The organism is Streptosporangium sp. NPDC003464 (genome assembly GCF_053588315.1).
Genome location: NZ_JBSFPS010000114.1, coordinates 1 through 22,209, shown reverse-complemented (window position 1 = coordinate 22,209; position 22,209 = coordinate 1). Strand labels below are relative to the sequence as shown.

Below are 22,209 nucleotides of genomic sequence, written 5' to 3'. Positions count from 1 at the left end.
GGGACCGCACGGGATGTGCGGACACGGAGGACCTGTGACTCAGCCCACGCCGGGCACCCCCAGCCTGCTGCGCGCGATCAACGACCGCGCCGCCCTGCACGCGCTGCTGGAGCGCGGTGCGCTGACCCGTCCGGAGATCGGCGCCCTGACCGGCCTGTCCAAGCCCACGGCCTCCCAGCTGCTCGCCCGGCTCCAGGAGGCGGGCCTGGTCGTCCTGGACGGCATCCGCGAGGGGTTGCCCGGCCGCACCGCCGAGGTCTACCGGCTCAACCCGGCCGCCGCGCACGTCGCCGCGCTGGACGTCACCCCCGCGCACATCGACGTCAGGGTGGCCGACATCACCGGCACCGTGATCGGCGAGCACCGGCTGCCCACCCCCGGCCGCGCCGCCGGCGACGTGGTGGAGCGGGTGCGCGCCGCACTGGAGGGCGCCGGCGCCCCCGCCGACCTGCGGCGCGCGGTCATCGGCGTGCAGGGCGCGCTCGACCCGGGCACCGGCAGGCTGGGCTACGCCACCAGCAAGGACATGCCCGGCTGGCACATCCCCGACCTGGTGCCCACCCTCAGCGGGGGGCTCGGCCTCCAGATCGCCGTCGAGAACAACGTCAACCTCGTCGCCCAGGCGGAGCAGGCGCACGGCGTGGCCCAGGGCCACCCGGACTTCGTGCTGCTCTGGGCCGACGAGGGGCTCGGCTCGGCACTGGTGCTGGGCGGCCGGCTGCACCGGGGCGCCACCGGCGGCGCCGGCGAGGTCGGCTACATGCCCGCCCCCGGCGCGCCCACGGCCCGCGAGGCGGGGCGCTACGCCAACCACGGCTACCAGGCCCTCACCGGAGGCCCCGCCGTACTCAAGATCCTCAGGTCCTACGGCCTGCGCGGCACCACCCCCGCGCAGGCCGTGCGGAACGCCGTGCAGACCTCGCAGTCCACCGGCAGGCGCGCCGACGACGCCCGCGCCGGGCTGCGCGACATCGCCGCCCGGCTGGCGATCGGCCTGGCCTCGATCACCTCGGTCATCGACCCCGAGATCATCGTGCTGACCGGCGGCACCCTCCTGGCCGGCGGCGAGACACTGCGCGAGCTCGTCGAGCACGAGCTGCACGCGCTCACCATCCCCCGGCCGCCCCTGCTGCTGTCGACCGTCGAGGGCAACCCCGTCCTGGCCGGGGCCCTCGACCTCGCCCTCGCCGCCACCCGCGACGAGGTCTTCGGCTCCACCGTCCCCTCCTGATCACCCGATCCCCGTCCCCGACCCCCCGTCCTCTCGTGATTCCCCCCACACGCAAGGAGGCAGCCGTCGTGCACCGACGCTTTCTCACCTTCGCCACGGCCGCCCTCACGGCCGCGGCCCTGACCGCCTGCACCGCGGGCAAGGAGAGCGCGCCCGCGCTCGGGACCCAGCCCAAACCCTCGGGCTCGGCGTCCCTGCCCGCCACCGCCCTTGAGCTGTGGCACGGATTCTCGGCGCCCGCCGAGGTGAAGGCGTTCGAGGACGCCATCGCCGGGTTCCGCCAGAAGTTCCCGCAGATCACCGTCAAACTGGTCAAGGGAGTCCAGGACGACCAGATCACCCAGGCGGTGCGCGGCGGGAAGGCCCCGGACGTCGCCTCCTCCTTCACCACCGACAACGTGGCCCAGTGGTGCAAGAGCGGAACGTTCCAGGATCTCACCCAGGTGATCCGGCAGGACGGCATCGACCTGTCGGTGCTGCCGGAGGCCTCGCGCTCCTACACCGAGTTCGAGGGCAGGCGCTGCGTGATGCCGCTGCTGGCCGACGCCTACGGGCTCTACTACAACAAGGCCCTGATGAAGGGCAGCCAGCCTCCCAAGACGCTGTCGGAGCTGACCGAGCTCACCAAGAAGCTCACCGTCCGCGACGCGGACGGGACCATCAAGGTCGCCGGTTTCATCCCGAGCTTCGAGTACTACGAGAACACCGCCTCGCACCTGGCCCCCATGGTCGGCGCCAAGTGGTACAACCCGGACGGCACCTCGGCGATCGGCTCCGACCCGGCCTGGAAGCAGCTCCTGCGCTGGCAGAAGGAGCTCGTCGACTGGTACGGCTACGACAAGCTCGACAAGTTCCGCAAGAGCCTGGGCCAGGAGTGGTCGGCCGACCACCCGTTCTACAAGGGCAAGGTCGCCATGATGCTCGACGGCGAGTGGCGCAACGCCATGATCGCCAACGAGGCCGGGAGCCTCGACTACGGCACCGCGCCGCTCCCCGTCGCCGACGACAAGCCCGAGCTGTACGGCAGCGGCTTCACCGCCGGCACCGTGATCGGCGTGCCCAAGGGCGCCAAGAACCCGCAGGCCGCCTGGGAGCTGGTGAAGTATCTGACCACCGACACCACCGCCCTGGTCACCCTGTCCAACGCCCTGCGCAACGTGCCGACCACCAAGGCCTCACTGGAGTCTCCGGACCTGAAGAAGGACGAGAACTTCCAGACCTTCATCGACATCTTCAGCCACCCCAAGACGAGCACGGTGCCCTCCAGCGTCAACAGCTCCTTCAACCAGGAGGCGATCCAGGAGTTCATGCACCAGTGGGAGAAGGGCTCGGTCAAGGATCTCGACGCCGGGCTCGCCGGGGTCGACAAGCGCGTCAACGACAAGCTGAAGCTCTCCGGGGGCTGATCCTTGATGAGCATCACCCACGCCGCGCCGCCCCGCCGGTGGCGCGGCGAGGGCCGCAAGGCCCTCCTCTGGATGTCGCCCTGGCTGATCGGGTTCGCGGTCTTCTTCGTCTACCCCCTCGCGGCGACGGTCTACTTCTCCTTCCACCGCTACGACCTGTTCACGCTGGAGTTCGTCGGCCTGGACAACTACCGCTACTTCTTCCACGACGACCGGGCGTGGATCTCCATCAGGAACACGCTGTGGCTGGTGGTGTTCATGGTCCCCGCCCAGGTGCTCTTCGGCCTGGCCGTGGCCCAGCTGCTCACCCGCCTGAAGGCGGGCGCCGGCTTCTTCCGCACCGTGTTCTACCTGCCGTCGCTGGTGCCGCTGGTGGCCGGGACCGTCTCCTTCGTCTTCCTGATGAACCCCTCGGGACCGCTCAACCAGATCATCGACCTCTTCGGGATCACCGCGCCCGACTGGTTCGGCGACAAGGACTGGGCCAAACCCGGTCTGACCCTGCTGGCCATGTGGGGCATCGGCAACACGATGATGATCTTCCTTGCCGCGCTGCTGGACGTGCCCAAGCACCTGTACGAGGCCGCGGCCATCGACGGGGCCGGCGGGTGGCGGCAGTTCCGGAGCATCACGCTGCCGACGATCTCCCCGGTGCTGATGTTCTCCACGGTCACCGGCGTCATCTACGCCCTGCAGTACTTCACCCAGGCGATGATCGCCTCCCGGGTCGCCGCCGGGGTCACCGACTCCCCCGGCAGCGCCTTCGTGCCGGGCTATCCCGAGCTGTCCACGCTGACACTGCCCCAGTGGCTGTTCCACTCGGGCTTCCGCGACTTCAGCATGGGCTACGCCTGCGTGCTGGCGCTGCTGCTGTTCGCGGCTTCCATGATCTTCACCCTCGTCCTGCTCCGCCGGTTCCGCGCGTTCACCGACGACGAAGGAGGCAGCCGGTGACCACCTTGGCCACCAGACCCCCCGCCACCGCCTCCCCGGTCCGCCGGGCCGGCGCGCGCGGCGGACGCGTCCGCAGGACGCTGTACTGGATCGCCACCCACGCCCTCGCCGTGGCGCTGTCGGTGATGTTCATCGGCCCGCTGGTGTTCGTGGCGCTGACCGCGCTGATGACCGACGACCAGGCGCTCACCGGCGAGCTGTGGCCGGACACCTGGAACTGGGGCAACTTCGCCGAGGTGTTCGCCAGGTCGCACCTGCTGAGCTGGCTGGGCAACACGTTCATGTACGCCGGGCTGGGCACCCTGTTCATGCTGCTGTCGTCGGTCCCGGTGGCCTACGCGATGGCCCGCTTCCGTTTCCGGGGGCGCAGGCTGGCCTTCCTGGCGGTCATCACGATGATGATGCTGCCCCCGCAGGTCGTCGCCGTCCCGGTCTATCTCGTCTGGGCGCGTCTCGAGCTCACCGGCACGCTGTGGCCGCTGATCCTGCCGATGCTGCTCGGCGACGCCTTCTCCATCTTCCTGCTGCGGCAGTTCCTGATCACGATCCCCAAGGAGTACACCGAGGCCGCCCGCGTGGACGGCTGCTCGGACTTCAGGACCCTGGTCAGGGTGATCCTGCCGATGGCACGGCCGGCGATCGCGGCGGTGGCGCTGTTCCAGTTCTTCTACTGCTGGAACGACTACTATGGACCGCTGCTTTACGCCCAGATCAACGAGGAAAACTGGACGCTCTCCCTCGGGCTGGCGTCCTTCCGGGCGCTGCACAGCGTGCAGTGGAACCTCACCATGGCGGCGACCCTGCTCGTCATGGCCCCAGTGATCATCGTGTTCTTCTTCGCCCAGAGGGTCTTCATCGAGGGCGTGACGCTGACAGGAGTAAAAGGGTGAAACTCGCCGTTGTCGGGGGCGGCTCGACATACACGCCGGAGCTGATCGACGGATTCGCGCGGCTCCGCGACGAGCTGCCCCTCACGGAGATCGCGCTGGTCGATCCGGACGCCGGCCGGCTGGAGCTGATCGCCGGGATGGCCCGCCGGATGCTGGCGCGCACCGGCCACCCGGCCGAGGTCGTCGCGACGACCTCGGTCGAGGAGGGCGTGGCCGGGGCCCAAGCGGTCCTGTTCCAGCTGCGCGTCGGCGGCCAGGCCGCGCGCGAGGTGGACGAGACGCTGCCGCTGGAGTGCGGCTGCGTCGGCCAGGAGACCACCGGCGCGGGCGGCCTGGCCAAGGCCCTGCGCACGGTCCCGGTGGTGCTGGACATCGCCGAGAAGGTCCGCCGGCACGCGCCCGACGCCTGGATCGTCGACTTCACCAACCCGGTGGGCATCGTCACCAGGGCGCTGCTGGAGGCCGGCCACCGGGCCATCGGCCTGTGCAACGTGGCCATCGGCTTCCAGCGCCGCTTCGCCGCGAATCTGGGCGTCGCGCCGGAGCGCATCTCCCTGGGCCACGTCGGCCTGAACCACCTCACCTGGGAGCGCGCCGTCCACCTGGACGGGGTGGACGTCCTGCCGGAGCTGCTGGACGGCCACGGCGAGGAGATCGCCCAGGACGTCGGCCTGACGGCCGGCCTGATCCGCCGCCTCGGCGTGGTGCCCTCCTACTACCTGCGCTACTTCTACGAGCACGACCTCGTGGTGGAGGAGCAGCGCTCCAAGCCGTCGCGCGCGGCGGAGGTCGCGGCGATGGAGGCGGCGCTGCTGGAGCTGTACGCCGACCCGTCGGTGAACACCAAGCCCGAGCTGCTGGGCAAGCGCGGCGGGGCGTTCTACTCCGAGGCCGCGGTGGCGCTGATCGCCTCGCTGCTCGGCGACCGCGGCGACACCCAGGTGGTCAACCTGCGCAACGACGGCACGCTGCCGTTCCTGGCCGACGACGCGGTCATCGAGGTCCCGGCCAGGATCACCGCCGCGGGCGCGGCGGCGCTGCCCGTGGACCCCGTCGAGCCGCTCTTCGCCGGGCTCATCGCCCACGTCACCGCGTATGAGACGCTGGCGCTGGAGGCCGCTCTGCACGGCGGCCGGCAGCGCGTCTCGGACGCGCTGCTGGCCCACCCGCTGATCGGCCAGGCCGCGCTGTCGGACGACCTGGCCCGGCGGCTCGTCGACGCCAACCGCCGGCACCTGCCCTGGACGACCGCGTGAGAACCGTCCTGGCCGTGGACGGCGGCAACAGCAAGACCGACGTCGCGCTGGTCGGCGAGGACGGCTCCGTCCTGGCCACCGGCCGCGGCGCGGCCTTCGAGCCGCAGAGCGCCGGGGTGGGGGCCGCGGTCGACGTGATCGGCGAGGCCGTACGGCTGCTCGGCCCGGACCTCACGCCGCCGTTCGCCGACCACGTGGCCGCCTACGTGGCCGGCGCCGACCTGCCGGTCGAGGAGGAGACCATCCGCGACGAGATCCTCGCCCGCGAGTACGGCCGGGAGGTGGTCGTCGGCAACGACACCTTCGCCCTGCTGCGCGCCGGGGCCTCCGGGCCGGCGGGCGTGGCCGTGGTGTGCGGGGCGGGTGTCAATGCCGTGGGGGTCTCCCCCACCGGCGAGGTGGCCAGGTATCCGGCCCTGGGCCGGCTCACCGGCGACTGGGGCGGCGGGATGGGCCTGGGAGAGGAGGCGCTCTGGCACGCCGTCCGGGCCGAGGACGGCCGGGGCCCGGCGACCGCCCTGGAGCGCGCGGTCGCCGAGCACTTCGGCACCCGGACCGTCGAGGAGGTGGCGCTCGGCATCCACTTCGGCGAGCTGTCCCCGCTCGGGCTGCACGGGCTGGTGCCGGTGCTGATGGCCGTCGCCGCCGACGGCGACGCGGTGGCCCGCTCGATCGTGGCGCGGATGGCCGAGGAGGTCACCGTCCTCGCGGTGGTCGCGCTCCGCCGCCTGAACCTGCTGGACACCCCGATGGAGGTGGTCCTGGGCGGCGGCGTGCTGACCGCCCGCGACCCGCTGCTGAGCGGCCTGATCGAGCGGCGCTTCGCCGAGCAGGCCCCCCAGGCCAAGCTGATCGTCGTGGACGTCCCGCCCATCGTGGGCGCCGCGCTGCTCGGCCTGGACGCCCTGGGCGCCACCGAGGAGGCCAAAACCCGGCTGCGCGCCCACTTCCACGCGATGGCGTGAGCCCTCCCGGTACGGCTCGCGCCCCGGCGGGCGTGAGCCGTACCGCCGCGTCCCCGGCGGGCCTGAGCCGTACCGCCGCGTCCCCGGCGTGGGCGGAGGCGGGCCCGCGGCGTCGGGGGAGGGACCGCCCCGGCCCCTCCCCCGGAGCCGTCAGGACACCGTGAAGCTCCTGGAGGCGCCGGTGAACGGGGTCACCTTCCCCAGGATGTTCCTGGAGTCGCCGGAGTGGACGATCCGATAGGTGCCCGCGGGCGTGCCGGGCGCGATGTCCCAGGTGATCGTCGCCTTGGAGGTGCCGGTGAGCCCGTTGAGGCGCGTCCAGCGATAGACGGTCCGCCAGTCGCCGTCGTCCAGGTGGCGCACCCACACGCCGTCCACCAGCCGCTGCACCTCCAGGTAGGTGCCGTTGCGGTGCAGGTTGTTCTTCGGATGACCGGTGACGAACTCGGCGCTCGCGGTGCTCCCCGGCCGGTAGGAGGCCGCGGGCTCGGTCAGCACCTGGCCGAACGACTTCGACGCCGGAGGGCTGTCGAGGACCACGCCCGTCTGGAGGTTGACCTGCCTGCCCGACAGGTCGGGTGTCTGCGGGCCCCGGTCGACGGCGGCGCCGTCCCGCATGGCGGCCGCGAGGGCGGCGAACTCCTGCTGGTAGGCGGGCAGGGTGTATTTGCCGTAGAGCGTGGAACCGCCCTCGTACTGCTGCAGCTCGTACTCCTCGGGCGTGGTCACGTACTGGCTGTAGGCGTTGGCGTAGCCCTGCATGATCACGTTCTCGACGGGCACCCCCAGCTCGCCCGCCACCGCCCGCCGGACCCGCAGGCCGGCGACGATGGTGAACTCGGCGGGGCCCGCCACCAGGTAGAGCTGGCCGATCTTGAGGATCTGCACCGGCAGGATCCTCGGGGTCACCGGCACGGGCTCGGTGACCAGGCCGGTCGGCACCAGGTTCAGCTTGGGCGCCTGGCAGCTGATCAGCCACGGCGGCGCGTCGACGTCGAGCGGCTCCAGCAGCTTGGCGATGGGTCCCGTCATGCCCTCCTTGAAGCCGGGGATCGCCGGTCCGTCCTCCACGCTGCCCGCCATCGTGGAGGCGCCGACCATGGCGGGACAGGTGCGGTGCTCCCTGCCGTCCGGGGTGTAGGCCCCGCCCACGGTCACGTTCTCCATGTCGACGAACCTCATCCGGTGGTCGACGCCGCCGGTGATCGGCGTCCGCGCGCCGTCATAGACCTCCTTGGCCCTGGCGAACTGGCGCTCGCCGATGATCCGGGTGTTGTCGAACTCGTTCTCGGTGGGACCCGACCCGGGCCGCAGGTTGAGGTTGGGCGACATGTCGCCGGCGTTGGTGTTCGGGAAGGCCGCCACGAAGCCCGGCGTGCCGTCCAGATAGCGCACGCCCGCGTGGTCGTGCTCCCATCGGTAGGCCGCGTACCCCTTGTTGTCCGGGCTGATCAGGGTGTTGGCGTTGGTCAGGGAGGTGGCGTGGGTGGCGAACCAGCTGATCGCGCCCACGTCGGTGCCGCCCTGCTTGAAGCGCAGCACGGTCATCGCCGGGTCGACGGCCTGCGGGAAGGCCGCCCGGTCCCCGGCGGGGTTGGCGTCGAAGGCCGTCCTGGAGCGGTTCACGCTCGCGTCGGTGAGCAGGCCCCTGCCCAGGCTGATGGTGCCCGGCCTGAGGTCCTCGTGCGCCTTCACCACCGACTCGACGATGCCGTCGACGATCGCGTTGTAGGTGGCCTTCTGGAAGCCGAGGACGGACAGGTTGTAGGCCAGGTGGTGGGAGTGGCCGCCCGGTCCCGCGTGGGTGTGCGTCGCCGACAGCAGCACGTTCTGCTCGCCGTACAGGGAGCCGTAGCGCTGCTTCAGCCTGGCGACGACGCCCTGCTGGACCGACTGGAAGATCATGCCGAGGTCGGCGTTGACGTAGACCACCCGTCTGCCGGTGGCCTGGTCGACGATGACGAAGGCCCGCGACCGCTGGCGCTGGTGCAGGCCGGTGGCCTTCTGGTCGAAGCTGGAGTATCCCATCATGCCGACCTCGGCGACCTCTCCGGTGACGTCGGAGATGCCGCGGCCGACGAGGTAGGTCGCCGGCTCGGCCCGCGCGGCGGCGGCCGGCGGCGGCGCCGGCAGGCCGGTCAGGCAGAGCGTGCCCACCAGTCCGGTGAGCAGCAGGGACAGGGATCGGGGGCGCGAACGGGAGGGACGCCGCATGCGGGCTCCTGGGGTCCGGTCGGCGAGCGGCGGCGTGGGCGGAGCCGTCCTCCGCCGGGGGCCGCTCGGTGGGGGGTGGCCCGCCCGCAGGACCCGGGAGCCGCGTCGGCCCGGAGCGGGGACACGCCGGCGGGCCGGGCGCGGGCCTCCTCCAAGCGGGCTCCTTCGTCGGTGACCTGTCCGCGGGACGGATCCCGGCGGGCCGGGAAAAACCTGAACAGAACTCATGTTCATCTTCCGAGGCCGGTCCAGGACTGTCAAGGCCGCTGTGACGGCGGCCGCTCCCGCCTGTCAGGGGCACGTCGTTCCGTCAGGGGCACGTCGTCCGGGAGCACGGGACCGCCGGGATACGGAGACCCCGGCGCGCCGGACCCGCCCGGCGGCCCGCCGGGCGGTTTGGACGGACAGGGCTCAGGACGAGCTCGCCGGACGGCTCGGACGGCTCGGCTCAGGACGGCCCGCGAGCGGCTCGGACGGGCCCACCGGGCGGCGCAGACGGCCTCGCCGGACGGCTCAGACGGGCTCGTCGGGCTTGCCGGTCTCCGGGTCCACCAGCTCGGGGGCCCGGTGTTCGTACGGCGTGCTGAGCACCACCGTCGTCCGGGTCGAGACGTTGGCCGAGCTGCGGATCTGGTTGAGCAGCTCCTCCAGGGCGATCGGCGAGGCCACCCGCACCTTGAGGATGTAGCTCTCGTCCCCGGCCACGCTGTGGCAGGCCTCGATGGCGCTCAGGTGGGCCAGCCGCTCGGGGGCGTCGTCGGCGGCGGCCGGGTCGATCGGCTTGATGGACACGAACGCGGTGAGCGAGAGCCCGATCGCGTCGTAGTCGACCAGCGCGGCGTATCCCCGCACCACCCCGCGCTTCTCCAGCCGACGCACCCGCTGGTGCACCGCCGACACCGACAGCCCGGTCTCCCTGGCGAGGTCGGTGAAGCTCATCCGGCCGTCCTTGGCCAGCAACGTCACGATCCGGCGGTCGATCTCCTCCACCCGATCAACGGTAACGGCACCCGGCGGCCCCCCGCGCCGCCACGGGGTCACGGCATGGTCCCAACCGCACCCGCCACCCCGCCGGCCGGCGGCCGCCGGTCCTCAGTCGCTCCCTTCGGCGGGCGCCTCCTGCGGCTGCTCCGCGGTGACGGGCAGGGTGATGACGAAACGGGCCCCGTCGCCGTAGTCGGTGTCGAGCCAGATCCTCCCGCCGTGCTGCTCCACGATCTTCCGGCAGAGCGCCAGGCCGATCCCGGTGCCCCCGTAGGCGTCCCGGTGGTGGAGCCGCTGGAAGATCACGAAGATCTTGTCGGCGAAGTTGGGGGCGATGCCGATCCCGTTGTCGGTCAGGGTCATCCGCCACTCCCCGTCCCGCTCCTCGGCCTCGATCCGGACGTGGGGCCGGCGATCGGCGGTGCGGAACTTCAGGGAGTTGCCGATCAGGTTCTGCCAGAGCATCACGAACTGGGTCCGGTCACCGACGATCACCGGCAGGTCGCCGACCTCGATCTCGGCCTCGGACTCCTCCACGGCCGCGGAGAGGTTGTCCAGCGCCCTGCCGACCACGTCGTTGAGGTCCATCTCGACCGGCTCCTGGTGGACGCGGCCCACCCGGGAGAAGGTGAGCAGCTCGTTGATGAGGACCTGCATGCGCTTGGCGCCGTCGACGGCGAAGTCGATGTAGGTGTTGGCCCTCTCGTCGAGCTGGGAGGCGTAGCGCTGCTGGAGCATCTGGCAGAAGGACGCGATCTTGCGCAGCGGCTCCTGCAGGTCGTGGGAGGCCACGTAGGCGAACTGCTCCAGCTCGGCGTTGGAGCGCTTCAGCTCCTCCGCCTGCGCGGCGACCTGCTGCCGGGAGGCGCGGGCCTCCTCCAGCTCGCTGACGATCCGCCTGCGCATCGCCTCCATGTCACCGGCCAGCTCGGCGAGGTCGGCCGGCCCGCCGGTGTCGACGTGGTGCTCGAAGTCGCCGCCGGTGACGCGGCGCGAGGCCTCGCCCAGGCGCGCCAGGGGGCCGAACACCGCGATCCGCAGCAGCACCGCCACCATGATGACGGTGACGAGGAAGGCGATCAGTATGACGGAGAAGGTCATGTCCCGGACCGTGCGGGCGGTGGTCAGCTCGGCACGCGCGCTCTCCCTGGCCCGGCTCCAGGCGGCGTTCTGCTCGGTGAGCGCGTCGCGGACGGCGTCGAAGGCGTGCTTGCCGCCCTCGGCCCGCCCGGCGCTGACGCTCTCCGGCCCGGAGCCCCGCACGGCCTCGATCACCGGCTCCGCGTAGGCGGAGCGCCATTGGGCGCTCAGCCGTTCCACCGCCACCAGCTCCTTCAGCTCCCGCGCCGTCGGCGCCGCCGCCCTGATCTGCGACGCCGCGGCGAGCTGGTCACGCTGCCCGTCCCGGTAGGGCTGGAGGAACTCCTCCTTGCCGGTGAGGACGTAGCCCCGCAGCCCGGTCTCCTGGTTCACCAGGGCCGTCTGCATGCGCTCCGCCTGGATCCTGCCCATCGAGATCTCGTCGATGAGGCGGTCGGAGGCCTGCGCGGCGCTCCGCAGGACGGCGGCGCCGATCAGCGCCGACAGCCCGAGGAGCACGGCCATGACCAGCAGCACGACGTTGAACCAGGTCTGCGCCCTCCAGCGGCTCCGCCAGGGCCCGGCCGGGCGTGCTTGGTCGGTGGTCATCGGCTTCCCATCTCGCGGAGTCTCGCTCTGCCCGGGGTCGCGGAGACCCGGCGGCTGACGAAAGATACCGGAACGGAGCGCTCCTCCCGTAAGAGACGATGCCTCCCGGCCCCCGCGCTCCGCCCCCCGCGGCGAGGCTGCGAAGCTGGTGCGGCCGGCGCCGTCACACTGACCATGGCGATCGGCCTGTTGCTCTGAGAGGTGGGGGTGGTCATGTCCGACGAGTTCGACGTGATCGTGGTAGGCGCCGGTCCCGCGGGCGAGAACGTCGCCGGCCGCGCCGGCCGCGCGGGGCTGAGCTCGGTGGTGGTGGAGGAGGAGCTGGCCGGCGGCGAATGCGCCTACTGGGCCTGCATCCCCAGCAAGGCGCTGCTGCGGCCGGTGGAGCTCGCCGCGGACGCCCGCCGGGTTCCCGGGCTGGCGCTGGAGCCGATCGACGTCCGTGCCGTGCTCGCCCGGCGCGACGAGGCGGTGTCACACCTGGACGACGGCAACCAGGTGAAATGGATCAGGAGCGTCCCGGCGGAGTTCGTTCGGGGACGCGGGCGGCTGCGGGGTCCCAGGCAGGTCGAGGTGACCGCCCGCGACGGCTCCACCCGCCTGCTGCGCGCCCGGCACGCCGTCGTGCTGGCCACCGGCAGCCGGCCGGTGATCCCGCCGGTCCCCGGGCTGGCGGAGTCCGCACCGTGGACGAGCCGCCAGGCGACCGGCGTCCAGGTCGTCCCGGAGCGGCTGGCCGTACTGGGCGGAGGCGTGGTGGCCTGCGAGATGGCACAGGCCCTGCACGGGCTCGGCGCCCGGGAGACGACGATGCTGGTGCGCGGGCACTCGCTGCTGGGCCGGATGGAGCCGTTCGCCGGGGAGCTCCTGGCGGCCTCGCTCACCGACGCCGGCGTCCGGGTGCGCACCGGCGCCCAGGTGACCGGGGTGGAGCGGCCCCGGCCCGGGGGCCCGGTGACCGTCCACCTCGCCGAGGGGGCGCCGGTGGAGGCCGACGAGCTGCTGGTGGCCACCGGCCGCAGGCCCGCGACCGGCGATCTCGGGCTCGACACCGTCGGCCTGCCGGACACCGAGCCGGTGCGGGTCGACGACAGCATGCGGGCCGGCGGGGTCGCCGACGGCTGGCTGTACGCCGTGGGCGACGTCAACGGCCGCAATCTCCTCACCCACATGGGCAAATACCAGGCCCGGGTGTGCGGCGACGTCATCGCGGCGCGGGCGCGGGGAGAGCGCGACGACCTGCCGGCGATGCGCGACACGGCCGACGGGTACGGCGCGCCGCAGGTGGTCTTCACCGACCCCCAGGTCTGCTCGGTGGGCCGGACCGAGGCCGCGGCCAGGGCCGAGGGGTTCGAGGTGCGGGTGGTCGAGTACGACCTGGGCGCGGTCTCCGGGGCCTACCTGCTCGGCGAGAGCTACCGGGGCAGGGCCAAGGCCGTCGTGGACGAGCGCCGGCGCGTCCTGCTGGGCGTGACCTTCGCCGGGCCGGGCGTGGCCGAGCTGCTGCACTCGGCGACGGTCGCGGTCACCGCCGAGGTGACGCTGGACCGGCTCTGGCACGCCGTCCCGTCCTTCCCCACGGTCAGCGAGATCTGGCTGCGGCTGCTGGAGGAGTACGGCCTCTGACCGCCCGGCGGCGGGCCGCCGCGGCGCGGGGGGTAGCGTGGTCGGCAGACGGATGTCCGTCCGCGCCCGCCACGACCGGGCCGCAGCCACCGGCCCCGCCGCGCCGTGGGCCGGCGCTCCGCTCCTCAGCAGACCACGCCCGCGAAAGCGACGCCGATGGAGACGACACCCGCGAAGGGGGCGCCCGCGAAGGGGACGTCCGCGCTCTTCGAGCCGGTGCGGCTGGGCGCCGTGACCCTGCCCAACCGGGTCGCCATGGCGCCGATGAGCCGCTCCAGGGCAGCCGCCGACGGCACTCCCGGCCCTCTCATGGCCACCTACTACGCCCAGCGCGCCTCCGCGGGCCTCATCATCGCCGAGGGCACCCACCCGGGCCCCGCCGGCCGCATCGGCCCCGGCGCGCCGGGACTGCACACCGACGAGCACCAGCGCGGCTGGGCCCGGGTCGCGGACGCGGTGCACGGGGCGGGCGGGCATGTCTTCGTCCAGCTCATGCACGCCGGCCGGCTGGCCCATCCCGGCTTCCTGCCCGGCGGCCTGCGTCCGGTCGCGCCCTCGCCGGTCCGCGCCCGCACCCTCGTCTACACGCCGGACGGACGGCTCGACGCGGTCACGCCCCGGGAGCTGAGCGCCGCGCAGATCCGCCAGATCGTCGGCGACTTCGCCCGCGCGGCCCGGCGCGCGGTCGCGGCGGGCCTGGACGGCGTGGAGATCCACGCCGCCAACGGCTACCTGCTGCACCAGTTCCTCGGTGACGGCAGCAACCTGCGCGCCGACGCGTGGGGCGGCGGCACCGCCGGGCGGATCCGGATCGTCGTCGAGGTCGTACGCGCCGTCGCCGCCGCCGTCGGGCCCGAGCGGGTGGGGCTGCGCATCTCCCCCGGCAATCGCCACGGCGACATGTCCGAGCACGACCCGGCCGGGACCTACACCACGCTGATCGGCGAGCTGGCCGGCGACCCGATCGCCTACCTGCATCTGAGCGAGACCGGGGACGCCGAGCTGGACGGCCGGATCCACGCGCTGTGGCCGACGGCCCTGATCGTCACCCCGCTGAACAACCCCGCCGACCTGGCCAAGACCCATCCGGCGGCGTGGTGGCTGAAACGCGGCGCCGACATGGTGGCCTTCGGAAGCGCCTTCGTGGCCAACCCGGACCTGGTCGAGCGGCTGCGCACCGGAGCGCCCCTGAACCACCCGCTGCCCACGGGCCTCTACGGCGGCGGCGCGGAGGGCTACACCGACTACCCCACCCTCGACCGGCGGCGCGGCGACGGCGGGTGAGGGGCCGGCGTGCCCGGCGAGGTTCATGGATCGGCCATGAGAAAAGACAGTTGTTTGACCTTTTTGTCATGATTTCGTCACGAAAAACAGGCAATGTGAAGGTCACAGCGTCTGACGGGCGGACTCCGGCGACAGTCAGGGGGCGACATGGCGGCCATGGACAGGGCGGCGCGGATCGGCCGGCGCGAGGCGCGCTGGCAGGTCGATTTCCGGGCGTCGGACCGGCGGGAACGCCGCATCATGCGGCAGATGACCGCCGGGCTCGCACTGGGCATGCTCCTGGCCCTGACGGGCGGATCGCTGGCCCGCGCCCTGCCCGACGACGTCGTCAGAGCCTACGACCCCTACCTGTACGGGGTGCTGGTGCTGGGCATGACACGCGGCTCGCCACAGGCCGGGTGGGCGGCCCTCAACGGCGCCCTGACCAGCGCGGGGCTGACGGCCGGCCACCTGACCGCCCAGGCCCTCGACCACGCCGAGAGCCTGCTGAGCCAGAGCGGCGGCTGGACGACCGCGCTGGGCGTCACGATAGTCACCTTCGGCCTGGCCGGGCACCTCAGCCGCAGACCGGACGCCGGCGGCGACATCGCCGTGGGGCTGCTCAGCGGCCTGCTGCTGTTCAGCCTGGTCGCCCAGCAGGCGGCGGGCCCACCGCACGGCGCCCCCCAGCCCGGGCCATGGGCGCCCCTCTCCCTCGCGGCCCTGGGCCTGTCGCTGCCGTTCCTGCTGCGCCCGACGGCGGCGGCGCGCACGCGCACCGCGCTCACCGCCCTCACCTGCGCCGCCGCCTCCAGCGCGGCCCTCTTCGCGCTCCCCCTCCTGCTGGGCCCGCTCTGACGCGCCGCCCCGTCCCGGGGCGGCGCCTACCGCGCGAGGGCGCGGCTGATCACCAGGCGCTGGACCTGGTTGGTGCCCTCGACGATCTGCAGGACCTTGGCCTCCCGCATGTAGCGCTCGACCGGGAAGTCCTCGACGTAGCCGTAGCCGCCCAGGACCTGCACGGCGTCAGTGGTGACCTTCATGCACACGTCGGTGGCGAACAGCTTGGCCATCGCCGCCTGCGTGCCGTACGGCCGGCCCGCGTCACGCAGGCGGGCGGCGTCGAGGTAGAGGGCTCGCGCGGCGGCGATCTGGGTGGCCATGTCGGCGAGCATGAAGCCGATCCCCTGGAAGTCGGCGATGCGCGAGCCGAACTGGCGGCGCTCCTTGGCGTAGGCGGTGGCGGCGTCGCAGGCGGCCTGGGCCACACCGACGGCGCAGGCGGCGATGCCGAGCCTGCCGCCGTCCAGGGCGGCCATGGCGATGCGGAAGCCCTCGCCCTCCGCGCCCAGCAGCGCGTCGGGGGCCAGCCGTGCCGCGTCGAAGCGGACCTGGGCGGTCGGCGAGGACCGCATCCCCATCTTCCGCTCGGGCCGGCCGAACGACAGCCCCTCGGTCCCGGCGGGGACGTGGAAGCAGGAGATGCCGCGCCCGCCGCTGTCGGAGGTGCGGGCCATCAGGGTGTAGAAGTCGGCGGCGCCGCCGTGGGTGATCCAGGCCTTCACCCCGTCCACCACGTAACCGTCGGCGTCGCGCACGGCGCGGGTGACCAGGGCGGCGGCGTCGGAGCCGGACTGGGGCTCCGACAGGCAGTAGGCGCCCAGCGTCTCACCGCCCAGCATGTCCGGCAGCAGCGCGGCGCGCTGTGCCGCGCTGCCGTAGGCGGCCACCGGGAAGCAGGACAGGGTGTGCACCGACAGGCCCAGGCCGACCGCCAGCCAGCCGGCCGCCAGCTCCTCGATCATCTGAAGATAGACCTCATACGGCTGCGCCGCGCCGCCGTGCTCCTCGGGGTAGGGCAGCCCGAGCAGCCCGGCCCGGCCCAGGGTGGTGAACACCTCGCGGGGGAAGCGCCCGGCGGACTCGTCGGCCGACGCCCGGGGCGCCACCTCCTTGTCGATCAGATCACGGACCAGCTCCAACAGGTCACGGGACTCGGCGGTCGGCAGCACACGCTCAACGGTCATTTCCGCACACTCCAGGTCATGGACGTGGACGACAAGAAAGTGGGGTGACCGGGGTCACCGGCCACCCCGATTGTGGCACTTGTTACACGATGACGAGTCCGCGAGGTCGGTGGTTGACCCGCTCGCCGCCCTCCTCGGTGCAGATGACGATGTCCTCGATCCGGGCGCCGTGCGCTCCGCGCAGGTAGATGCCCGGCTCGACGGAGAAGGCGAAGCCCGGGGCCAGCGGCTCGGCGTTGCCCGCGACGATGTAGGGCTCCTCGTGGGTCTCCAGGCCGATGCCGTGGCCGGTGCGGTGGATGAAGTGCTCCCCGTAACCCTCGGCGGCGATCACCTCGCGCGCGACGGCGTCGATCGACTCGCACGACACGCCGGGCCGTACGGCAGCGCAGGCGGCTTCCTGGGCGCGCTGGAGCACGTCGTAGTACTTCACGAAGTCGGCGGGGGGCTCGCCGACGGAGTAGACCCGGGTCGAGTCGGAGCAGTAGCCGCTGGGCATCTGACCGCCGATGTCGACCACGACCGGCTCGCCCTCGTGGATGATCCGGTCGGACAGCTCGTGGTGCGGGCTGGCGCCGTTGGGCCCGGAGCCGACGATGACGAAGTCGACGGTCGAGTGCCCCGCCTCGATGATCGCGTCGGCGATGTCCCTGCCGACCTCGCGCTCGGTCCGGCCGGCCCGTAGGAAGCCGGGCACCTGGGCGTGCACGGAGTCGATCGCCGCGCCCGCCTCGCGCAGCGCCGCCACCTCGGCCGGGCTCTTGCGCATGCGCAGCCCGCGCAGGACGGATCCGGCGAGCACCTGCTCGGCGCCGGGGATCGCCTCGCGGAAGCGCAGCGACTGCATCGCCCACATGCGGTCGGCCAGGCCGACCCGGGCGACCCCGCCCAGGCGCGCGCCGACGGCCGCGTAGGGGTCGTCGGTCTCGTCCCAGGGCACGAACTCGATGCCGAGTCTCGACGCCGGGGAGTGCTCGGCGGCGGGCAGCTCCAGGCGGGGCACCATCAGGAAGGCGTCACCCGCGGCCGGCAGCACCAGGCAGGTGAGCCGCTCCAGCGGCAGCGCCTCGTAACCGGTCACATAGCGGAGGTCGGGGCCCGGCGTCAGCAGCAGCGCGTCGAGGCCGGCGGCGGCGGTCGCCTCCTGGACAGCGGCCAGGCGGGCAACGGGATACAGGTCAGAGGACTCCATCGTCACACCGACCAATCTAATCCCGGACGCGCCGACGCCACACACGGCCCCGCGCGCCGAGGGAAACTGCGGAAAAGCCGCCGGAGTGACGTCGGTTTCACTACACTCCGTTGAAGGACGATCACATTTTGTCGACAGAACGTCCGTAAGGCCCCACATTCCGAGAGCGAGCTACATGGTCGGCGTAGTGGGCGGCCACCAGCCACCCCTCCACCCACGAAACGACCTCGTGACCGGTTCCGCCCCGCTGACCGCGGCAGAGATGGTGCAGCGGTTACGCGGAGAGCTGGACGAGCACATGGCCGTGGAACAACAACTTCTCAGCGCGCGGCTGGCGCACGCCGAGCGGCTGGGCAACCTGGGCTGGGCCGAGTGGAATCTCCAGACCGGGGAGTCCGTCTGGTCCGAACGCGCCTATGCCATCTTCGGCCGAGACCCCGGCGACGGCCCCATCCACCTGCGCGACCTGACAGCCCACGTCGAGGCTGCCGACCGGGCCGACCTCGACCGGCTGCTGCGGGCGGTCATGCACGGCGCCGAGTCCGGGCAGGCCGAGTTCCGCATCCGGCGCCAGGGAGAGGTCCGCCACCTGCGCGCGGTCCTCGACCCGGTCGCGACCGGCGGGCGCACCGCCGTGCACGGGGTGATCCAGGACATCACCGGCCGGCGCCGGGCCGAGCGGATCATGTCGGAGTCCCGGCGCCAGCTCCTGGAGGTCCGTGAGCAGGCGGCCGAGGAGCGGCACCTCAGCGTGGCCCTGCGGGATGCGATCATGCCCGGCCTCGGGACCGCCGTCGAGCTGCCGCACGCGCGCATCGAGGTCCGCTACGTCCCGGCGGGCACCGGGGCCGGCCTCGGCGGCGACTGGTACGACGCCAGCACCCTGCCCGACGGCCGGCTGGTGCTGGCCATCGGCGACGTGTCCGGGCACGGCCTGCCGGCGATCGCCCGGATGGCCCGGCTCCGGCACGCGCTGATCGGCCTGGCGATGACCGGCGAGTCCGCCGACAAGCTCCTGACCTGGCTCAACGCCCTGGTGATGCACCGGCAGGCGGAGACCACCGCGACCGCCGTGATCGGCCATCTCGATCCCGTCACCCGCGTGTTCACCTGGAGTCAGGCCGGCCACCCCGCGCCGATCCTGGTCCGTGACGGGGTGGCCGCCCAGCTCGACCCGCCCGCCGGGGTGCTGCTCGGCGCCACGCTCACCGAGCCGTACGGAGCGGCCGCTGTGGAGCTGATGGAGGGAGATCTGCTGTTGCTGTTCACCGACGGGCTGGTCGAGCGGCGCTCCCGTGACATCGACGAGGGTCTGGCCCTGGCCCTGGAAGCGGCGGCCGGTCTCACCGGGGACGGCCTGCAGGCCGGGCTGGACCGGCTCATCCGGGCCGTCGGCGGGCCCAACCCCGAGGACGACACCTGTGTGCTGGCGATCGACGTGCGTGGTGGAGGCACGCGGGGTCGCTGAACCCGTGGGCGTGGCTCGGGCCCGGCCGGCCGCGGGCGTCGTCGATGAGATCCCTCGACAGGTGACGTCGTCCGGCGGCCACCGGTGACCTGCCGGTGGCCGCCGGACGGATCCGGCCGGCTCAGCGCGCGTGGTCGGGCAGCGCTTGGTCAAACAGTGTTCGGCCGGCAGGCGGTGCTTGGTTAAATGGTCGCCATGCCCGGTCTGATGCTCCTCGACACCCCTTCCCTCTACTACCGCGCCTTCTACGGGGTGCCCGAGTCGATGACCGCCCCCGACGGGATGCCGGTCAACGCGGTCCGCGGCGTGATCGACATGATCGCCATGCTGGTCCGCCAGCACTCCCCCGGCGAGCTGGCCGCCTGCATGGACGCGGACTGGCGCCCGGCCTTCCGGGTGGCGGCGATCCCGACCTACAAGGCGCACCGGGTCGCCTCGGGCGACGTCGAGGAGGTCCCCGACACGCTCTCCCCGCAGGTGCCGGTGATCGAGCAGGTGCTCGACGCGGTGGGCATCGCCCGGGTCGGCGTCCCGGGCTACGAGGCCGACGACGTGATGGGCACGCTCGCCGTACGGGCCAAGGGGCAGGTGGACATCGTCACCGGCGATCGGGACATGTTCCAACTGGTGGACGACGGCCGGCCCATCCGCGTCCTCTACACGGCGAGGGGGGTCAAGAACCTCGAACCCGTCGACGAGGCCGCCGTCACCGCCAGATACGGCGTCCCCGGCCGCTCCTACGCCGACTTCGCCACTCTGCGCGGCGACCCCAGTGACGGCCTGCCGGGCGTCCCCGGGGTCGGCGACAAGACCGCGGCCACGCTGATCACCCGGTTCGGCTCGCTGACGGCCCTGCTCAGAGCCGTGGACGAGGGCGGCGACCTGACGGCGGGCCAGCGGGCCAAGTTGAGCGCGGCCCGCGACTACCTCCGGGCCGCCCCCGCGGTGGTCCAAGTCGTCCGTGACGTCCCGGTCCCGGAGCTGGATCTCGCCCTCCCCGTCCAGCCGCGCGACCCGCAGGCGTTGGCGGCCCTGGCCGAGCGCTACGGCCTGGGCGGCCCCCTGGGCCGCCTGTCGCAGGCCCTGTCACAGGCGGCGGGCTGACCCGCCCGCGGCTCCCCGGCACAGGAGACGGACCGGCCCGCTTGCCCGGCCGGATCCGGGGAAGGCGTAGTACTTTCGAGTACGCGCGCACGGAGGAGGCCGGCATGGACAGCTCGACCGCGTCCGAGCGCGGCCACCGGTCCGGCGGTCCGCTCACGGTGTCGCGCCCGCCTTCCGCCATCCCCCCGAGGGGCATCCGGCGAGGTCGGCGTGGTAGAGAACGGTAGGTTGATCCCCGTGCCGCACAAGAGCATCCGGATGCCCGGAGAGTCCCATCCGCGACTCGATGATGGTTTTGACCGGATCCGCCGGGAGCTGAAGCTCCCGGCGGGGTTCCCCCGTGCCGTGACCGAGGAGGCCGAGTGGGTCGCCGAGGTGCCCGTGCTGCCCAAGCTCGACCGGACCGATCTGCCGTTCATCACCGTCGACCCACCCGGCTCCATGGATCTGGACCAGGCCCTGCACCTGGAGGAACGCCCCGGCGGCTACCGCGTCTGGTACGCCATCGCCGACGTCGCGGCGTTCGTACGGCCCGGCGGGGCGATCGACACCGAGGCCCGCAGCCGCGGCGAGACCGTCTACATGCCCGACGTCCGGGTGCCGCTGCACCCGGCGATCCTGTCGGAGGGCGCCGCCAGCCTGCTGCCCGGGGTGACCAGACCGGCCGTGCTGTGGTGCGTCGACCTGGACACCGACGGCCGGATCGTGGGCGCCGACGTGACCCGGGCGCTGGTGCGCAGCCGGGAGCGGCTCGACTACGACTACGTGCAGGCGGCGGTGGACACCGGCACCGCCGACGGCACGCTGCGGCTGCTGGCCGAGATCGGCAGGCTCCGGCTCGCGCTGGAGCGGGCCAGGGGCGGGGTCACCCTGCCCACGCCCGAGCAGGAGGTCGTCCCCGACGGGGACGGCTACCGGGTGGAGCTGCGTGCCTCGCTCGACGCCGAGGCCTGGAACGCGCAGATCTCCCTGCTGACCGGCATGGCCGCCGCCTCGATGATGCTGGACGCCGAGATCGGCCTGCTGCGGGTGCTGCCGCCCGCCCCCGCCGAGAAGGTCGCCCAGGTCCGCCGGGTGGCCGCCGCGCTCGGCGTGCCGTGGCCGGAGGGTGCCGCCTACGGCGACGTCGTGCACGGGCTCGACCCGAAGATCCCCGAGCAGGCCGCCTTCCTGGAGGAGTCCACGGTGCTGCTGCGCGGGGCCGGATACGTCGCCTTCAACGGCGAGCCGCCCGCCCAGGCCGAGCACGCCGCGGTGGCCGCGCCGTACGCGCACGTGACCGCGCCGCTGCGCCGCCTCATCGACCGCTACGCCGGCGAGATCTGCCTGTCGATCGCGGCGGGGGAGCCGGTGCCCGAGGAGATCCAGCAGGCCATGGACGACCTGCCCGGCATCATGCACACGACCGGGCGGCGGGCGAGCGCGGTCGAGCGGGCGTGCGTGGACCTGGTGGAGGCGTTCGTGCTGCGCGACCGGGTGGGCCAGGCCTTCGACGCGGTGGTGATCGACGTGGACGACGGCCACGCCCAGGGCCAGGTGCAGATCAGCGACCCGGCGGTGGTGGCCCGCTGCGACGGCGAGGGGCTCGTGCTCGGCGAGGCCGTCCAGGTGCGGCTGACGCGCGCCGACCCGGCCACCCGGGAGGTCCGCTTCAGCCTGGCCTGACAGCGCGGACACCGGCGAGCGCCTCACGGCGGCCCGGCCCGCTCTGCGAGCCCGAGGCCGGGGGCCTGGCGACGAGGGTCCGGCGACGGGGACGGCGAGAGGCCGCACCCGGGGGGCTCGGGCGCGGCCTCGGACTCGGGACGGACGGCTTACTTCTTCAGGCTCCAGGCGGCACCGACGCCCGCCAGGTGCAGCGCCAGGGCGATCAGCCCCGCCAGGGCGAGCGTGGTGACGGTCACGATGCTGCCGACGGCCACGCCGGCGAGCTGGAAGAT

17 protein-coding genes are annotated in these 22,209 nt (G+C 73.0%); 12 read left to right on the top strand and 5 right to left on the bottom strand.

The window, feature by feature from the left end; translation table 11 throughout:
- Nucleotides 1-34: 34 nt before the first annotated feature.
- The 6 genes from ACWDS7_RS24550 (at nucleotide 35) to ACWDS7_RS24525 (ending at nucleotide 6,702) form a co-directional block, all read left to right on the top strand.
- Nucleotides 35-1,231 (top strand): ROK family transcriptional regulator, encoded by a 1,197-nt coding sequence (locus ACWDS7_RS24550; RefSeq protein WP_306869279.1) that lies wholly within the window; start codon nucleotides 35-37, stop codon nucleotides 1,229-1,231.
- A 68-nt stretch (nucleotides 1,232-1,299) separates the two neighbouring features.
- Nucleotides 1,300-2,637, top strand: a complete 1,338-nt coding sequence (locus tag ACWDS7_RS24545; protein WP_451931173.1) for an extracellular solute-binding protein — start codon at nucleotides 1,300-1,302, stop codon at nucleotides 2,635-2,637.
- A 6-nt stretch (nucleotides 2,638-2,643) separates the two neighbouring features.
- Complete coding sequence (locus ACWDS7_RS24540; RefSeq protein ID WP_451931172.1) at nucleotides 2,644-3,591, top strand: carbohydrate ABC transporter permease; 948 nt, start codon at nucleotides 2,644-2,646, stop codon at nucleotides 3,589-3,591.
- Nucleotides 3,588-4,481 (top strand): carbohydrate ABC transporter permease, encoded by an 894-nt coding sequence (locus ACWDS7_RS24535; protein ID WP_451931171.1) that lies wholly within the window; start codon nucleotides 3,588-3,590, stop codon nucleotides 4,479-4,481. Before ACWDS7_RS24540 ends, ACWDS7_RS24535 begins: the two co-directional genes overlap by 4 nt.
- A complete protein-coding gene (locus ACWDS7_RS24530; protein ID WP_451931170.1) occupies nucleotides 4,478-5,737 on the top strand; it encodes a 6-phospho-beta-glucosidase in 1,260 nt (419 codons plus the stop codon). The genes ACWDS7_RS24535 and ACWDS7_RS24530 overlap by 4 nt, the downstream gene beginning before the upstream one ends.
- Nucleotides 5,734-6,702: an N-acetylglucosamine kinase gene (locus tag ACWDS7_RS24525; protein ID WP_451931169.1), complete on the top strand. Its 969-nt coding sequence runs from the start codon at nucleotides 5,734-5,736 to the stop codon at nucleotides 6,700-6,702. Before ACWDS7_RS24530 ends, ACWDS7_RS24525 begins: the two co-directional genes overlap by 4 nt.
- A 150-nt stretch (nucleotides 6,703-6,852) precedes the next feature.
- Here ACWDS7_RS24525 and ACWDS7_RS24520 read toward each other — a convergent pair whose 3' ends face one another.
- From ACWDS7_RS24520 to ACWDS7_RS24510, 3 genes are all read right to left on the bottom strand, one after another.
- The gene (locus ACWDS7_RS24520; protein WP_451931168.1) at nucleotides 6,853-8,916 is read right to left on the bottom strand and encodes a neutral/alkaline ceramidase; all 2,064 of its coding nucleotides are present in this window, start codon (nucleotides 8,914-8,916) and stop codon (nucleotides 6,853-6,855) included.
- A 513-nt stretch (nucleotides 8,917-9,429) separates the two neighbouring features.
- Entirely contained in the window at nucleotides 9,430-9,906 is a 477-nt protein-coding gene (locus ACWDS7_RS24515) for an Lrp/AsnC family transcriptional regulator (RefSeq protein ID WP_306869262.1), read from the bottom strand.
- Nucleotides 9,907-10,008: 102 nt separating this feature from the next.
- A complete protein-coding gene (locus tag ACWDS7_RS24510) occupies nucleotides 10,009-11,589 on the bottom strand; it encodes a sensor histidine kinase (RefSeq protein ID WP_451931167.1) in 1,581 nt (526 codons plus the stop codon).
- 213 nt (nucleotides 11,590-11,802) lie between these two features.
- Between ACWDS7_RS24510 and ACWDS7_RS24505 the strand changes: the two genes are divergently transcribed.
- From ACWDS7_RS24505 to ACWDS7_RS24495, 3 genes are all read left to right on the top strand, one after another.
- Complete coding sequence (locus ACWDS7_RS24505; protein WP_451931166.1) at nucleotides 11,803-13,215, top strand: dihydrolipoyl dehydrogenase family protein; 1,413 nt, start codon at nucleotides 11,803-11,805, stop codon at nucleotides 13,213-13,215.
- A gap of 156 nt (nucleotides 13,216-13,371) precedes the next feature.
- Complete coding sequence (locus tag ACWDS7_RS24500) at nucleotides 13,372-14,499, top strand: alkene reductase (RefSeq protein ID WP_451931165.1); 1,128 nt, start codon at nucleotides 13,372-13,374, stop codon at nucleotides 14,497-14,499.
- 147 nt (nucleotides 14,500-14,646) lie between these two features.
- Nucleotides 14,647-15,336, top strand: a complete 690-nt coding sequence (locus ACWDS7_RS24495) for a hypothetical protein (protein ID WP_451931164.1) — start codon at nucleotides 14,647-14,649, stop codon at nucleotides 15,334-15,336.
- 26 nt (nucleotides 15,337-15,362) lie between these two features.
- On the opposite strand, the gene ACWDS7_RS24490 is transcribed toward ACWDS7_RS24495, so the two are convergent.
- Nucleotides 15,363-16,505: an acyl-CoA dehydrogenase family protein gene (locus tag ACWDS7_RS24490; protein WP_451931163.1), complete on the bottom strand. Its 1,143-nt coding sequence runs from the start codon at nucleotides 16,503-16,505 to the stop codon at nucleotides 15,363-15,365.
- A gap of 82 nt (nucleotides 16,506-16,587) precedes the next feature.
- Entirely contained in the window at nucleotides 16,588-17,697 is a 1,110-nt protein-coding gene (locus ACWDS7_RS24485) for a M24 family metallopeptidase (RefSeq protein ID WP_451931162.1), read from the bottom strand.
- Nucleotides 17,698-17,926: 229 nt separating this feature from the next.
- Here ACWDS7_RS24485 and ACWDS7_RS24480 point away from each other — a divergent pair, with 229 nt between their 5' ends.
- The 3 genes from ACWDS7_RS24480 to ACWDS7_RS24470 all read left to right on the top strand — a co-directional run bounded on the left by ACWDS7_RS24480 (nucleotide 17,927) and on the right by ACWDS7_RS24470 (nucleotide 21,934).
- Nucleotides 17,927-19,165 (top strand): PP2C family protein-serine/threonine phosphatase, encoded by a 1,239-nt coding sequence (locus ACWDS7_RS24480; protein WP_451931161.1) that lies wholly within the window; start codon nucleotides 17,927-17,929, stop codon nucleotides 19,163-19,165.
- A 195-nt stretch (nucleotides 19,166-19,360) separates the two neighbouring features.
- Nucleotides 19,361-20,269 (top strand): 5'-3' exonuclease, encoded by a 909-nt coding sequence (locus ACWDS7_RS24475; RefSeq protein ID WP_451931160.1) that lies wholly within the window; start codon nucleotides 19,361-19,363, stop codon nucleotides 20,267-20,269.
- Between the two features lie 237 nt (nucleotides 20,270-20,506).
- On the top strand, nucleotides 20,507-21,934 hold the full coding sequence (locus ACWDS7_RS24470; RefSeq protein ID WP_451931159.1) for an RNB domain-containing ribonuclease: 1,428 nt from the start codon (nucleotides 20,507-20,509) through the stop codon (nucleotides 21,932-21,934).
- The last annotated feature ends 275 nt before the right edge of the window (nucleotides 21,935-22,209 follow it).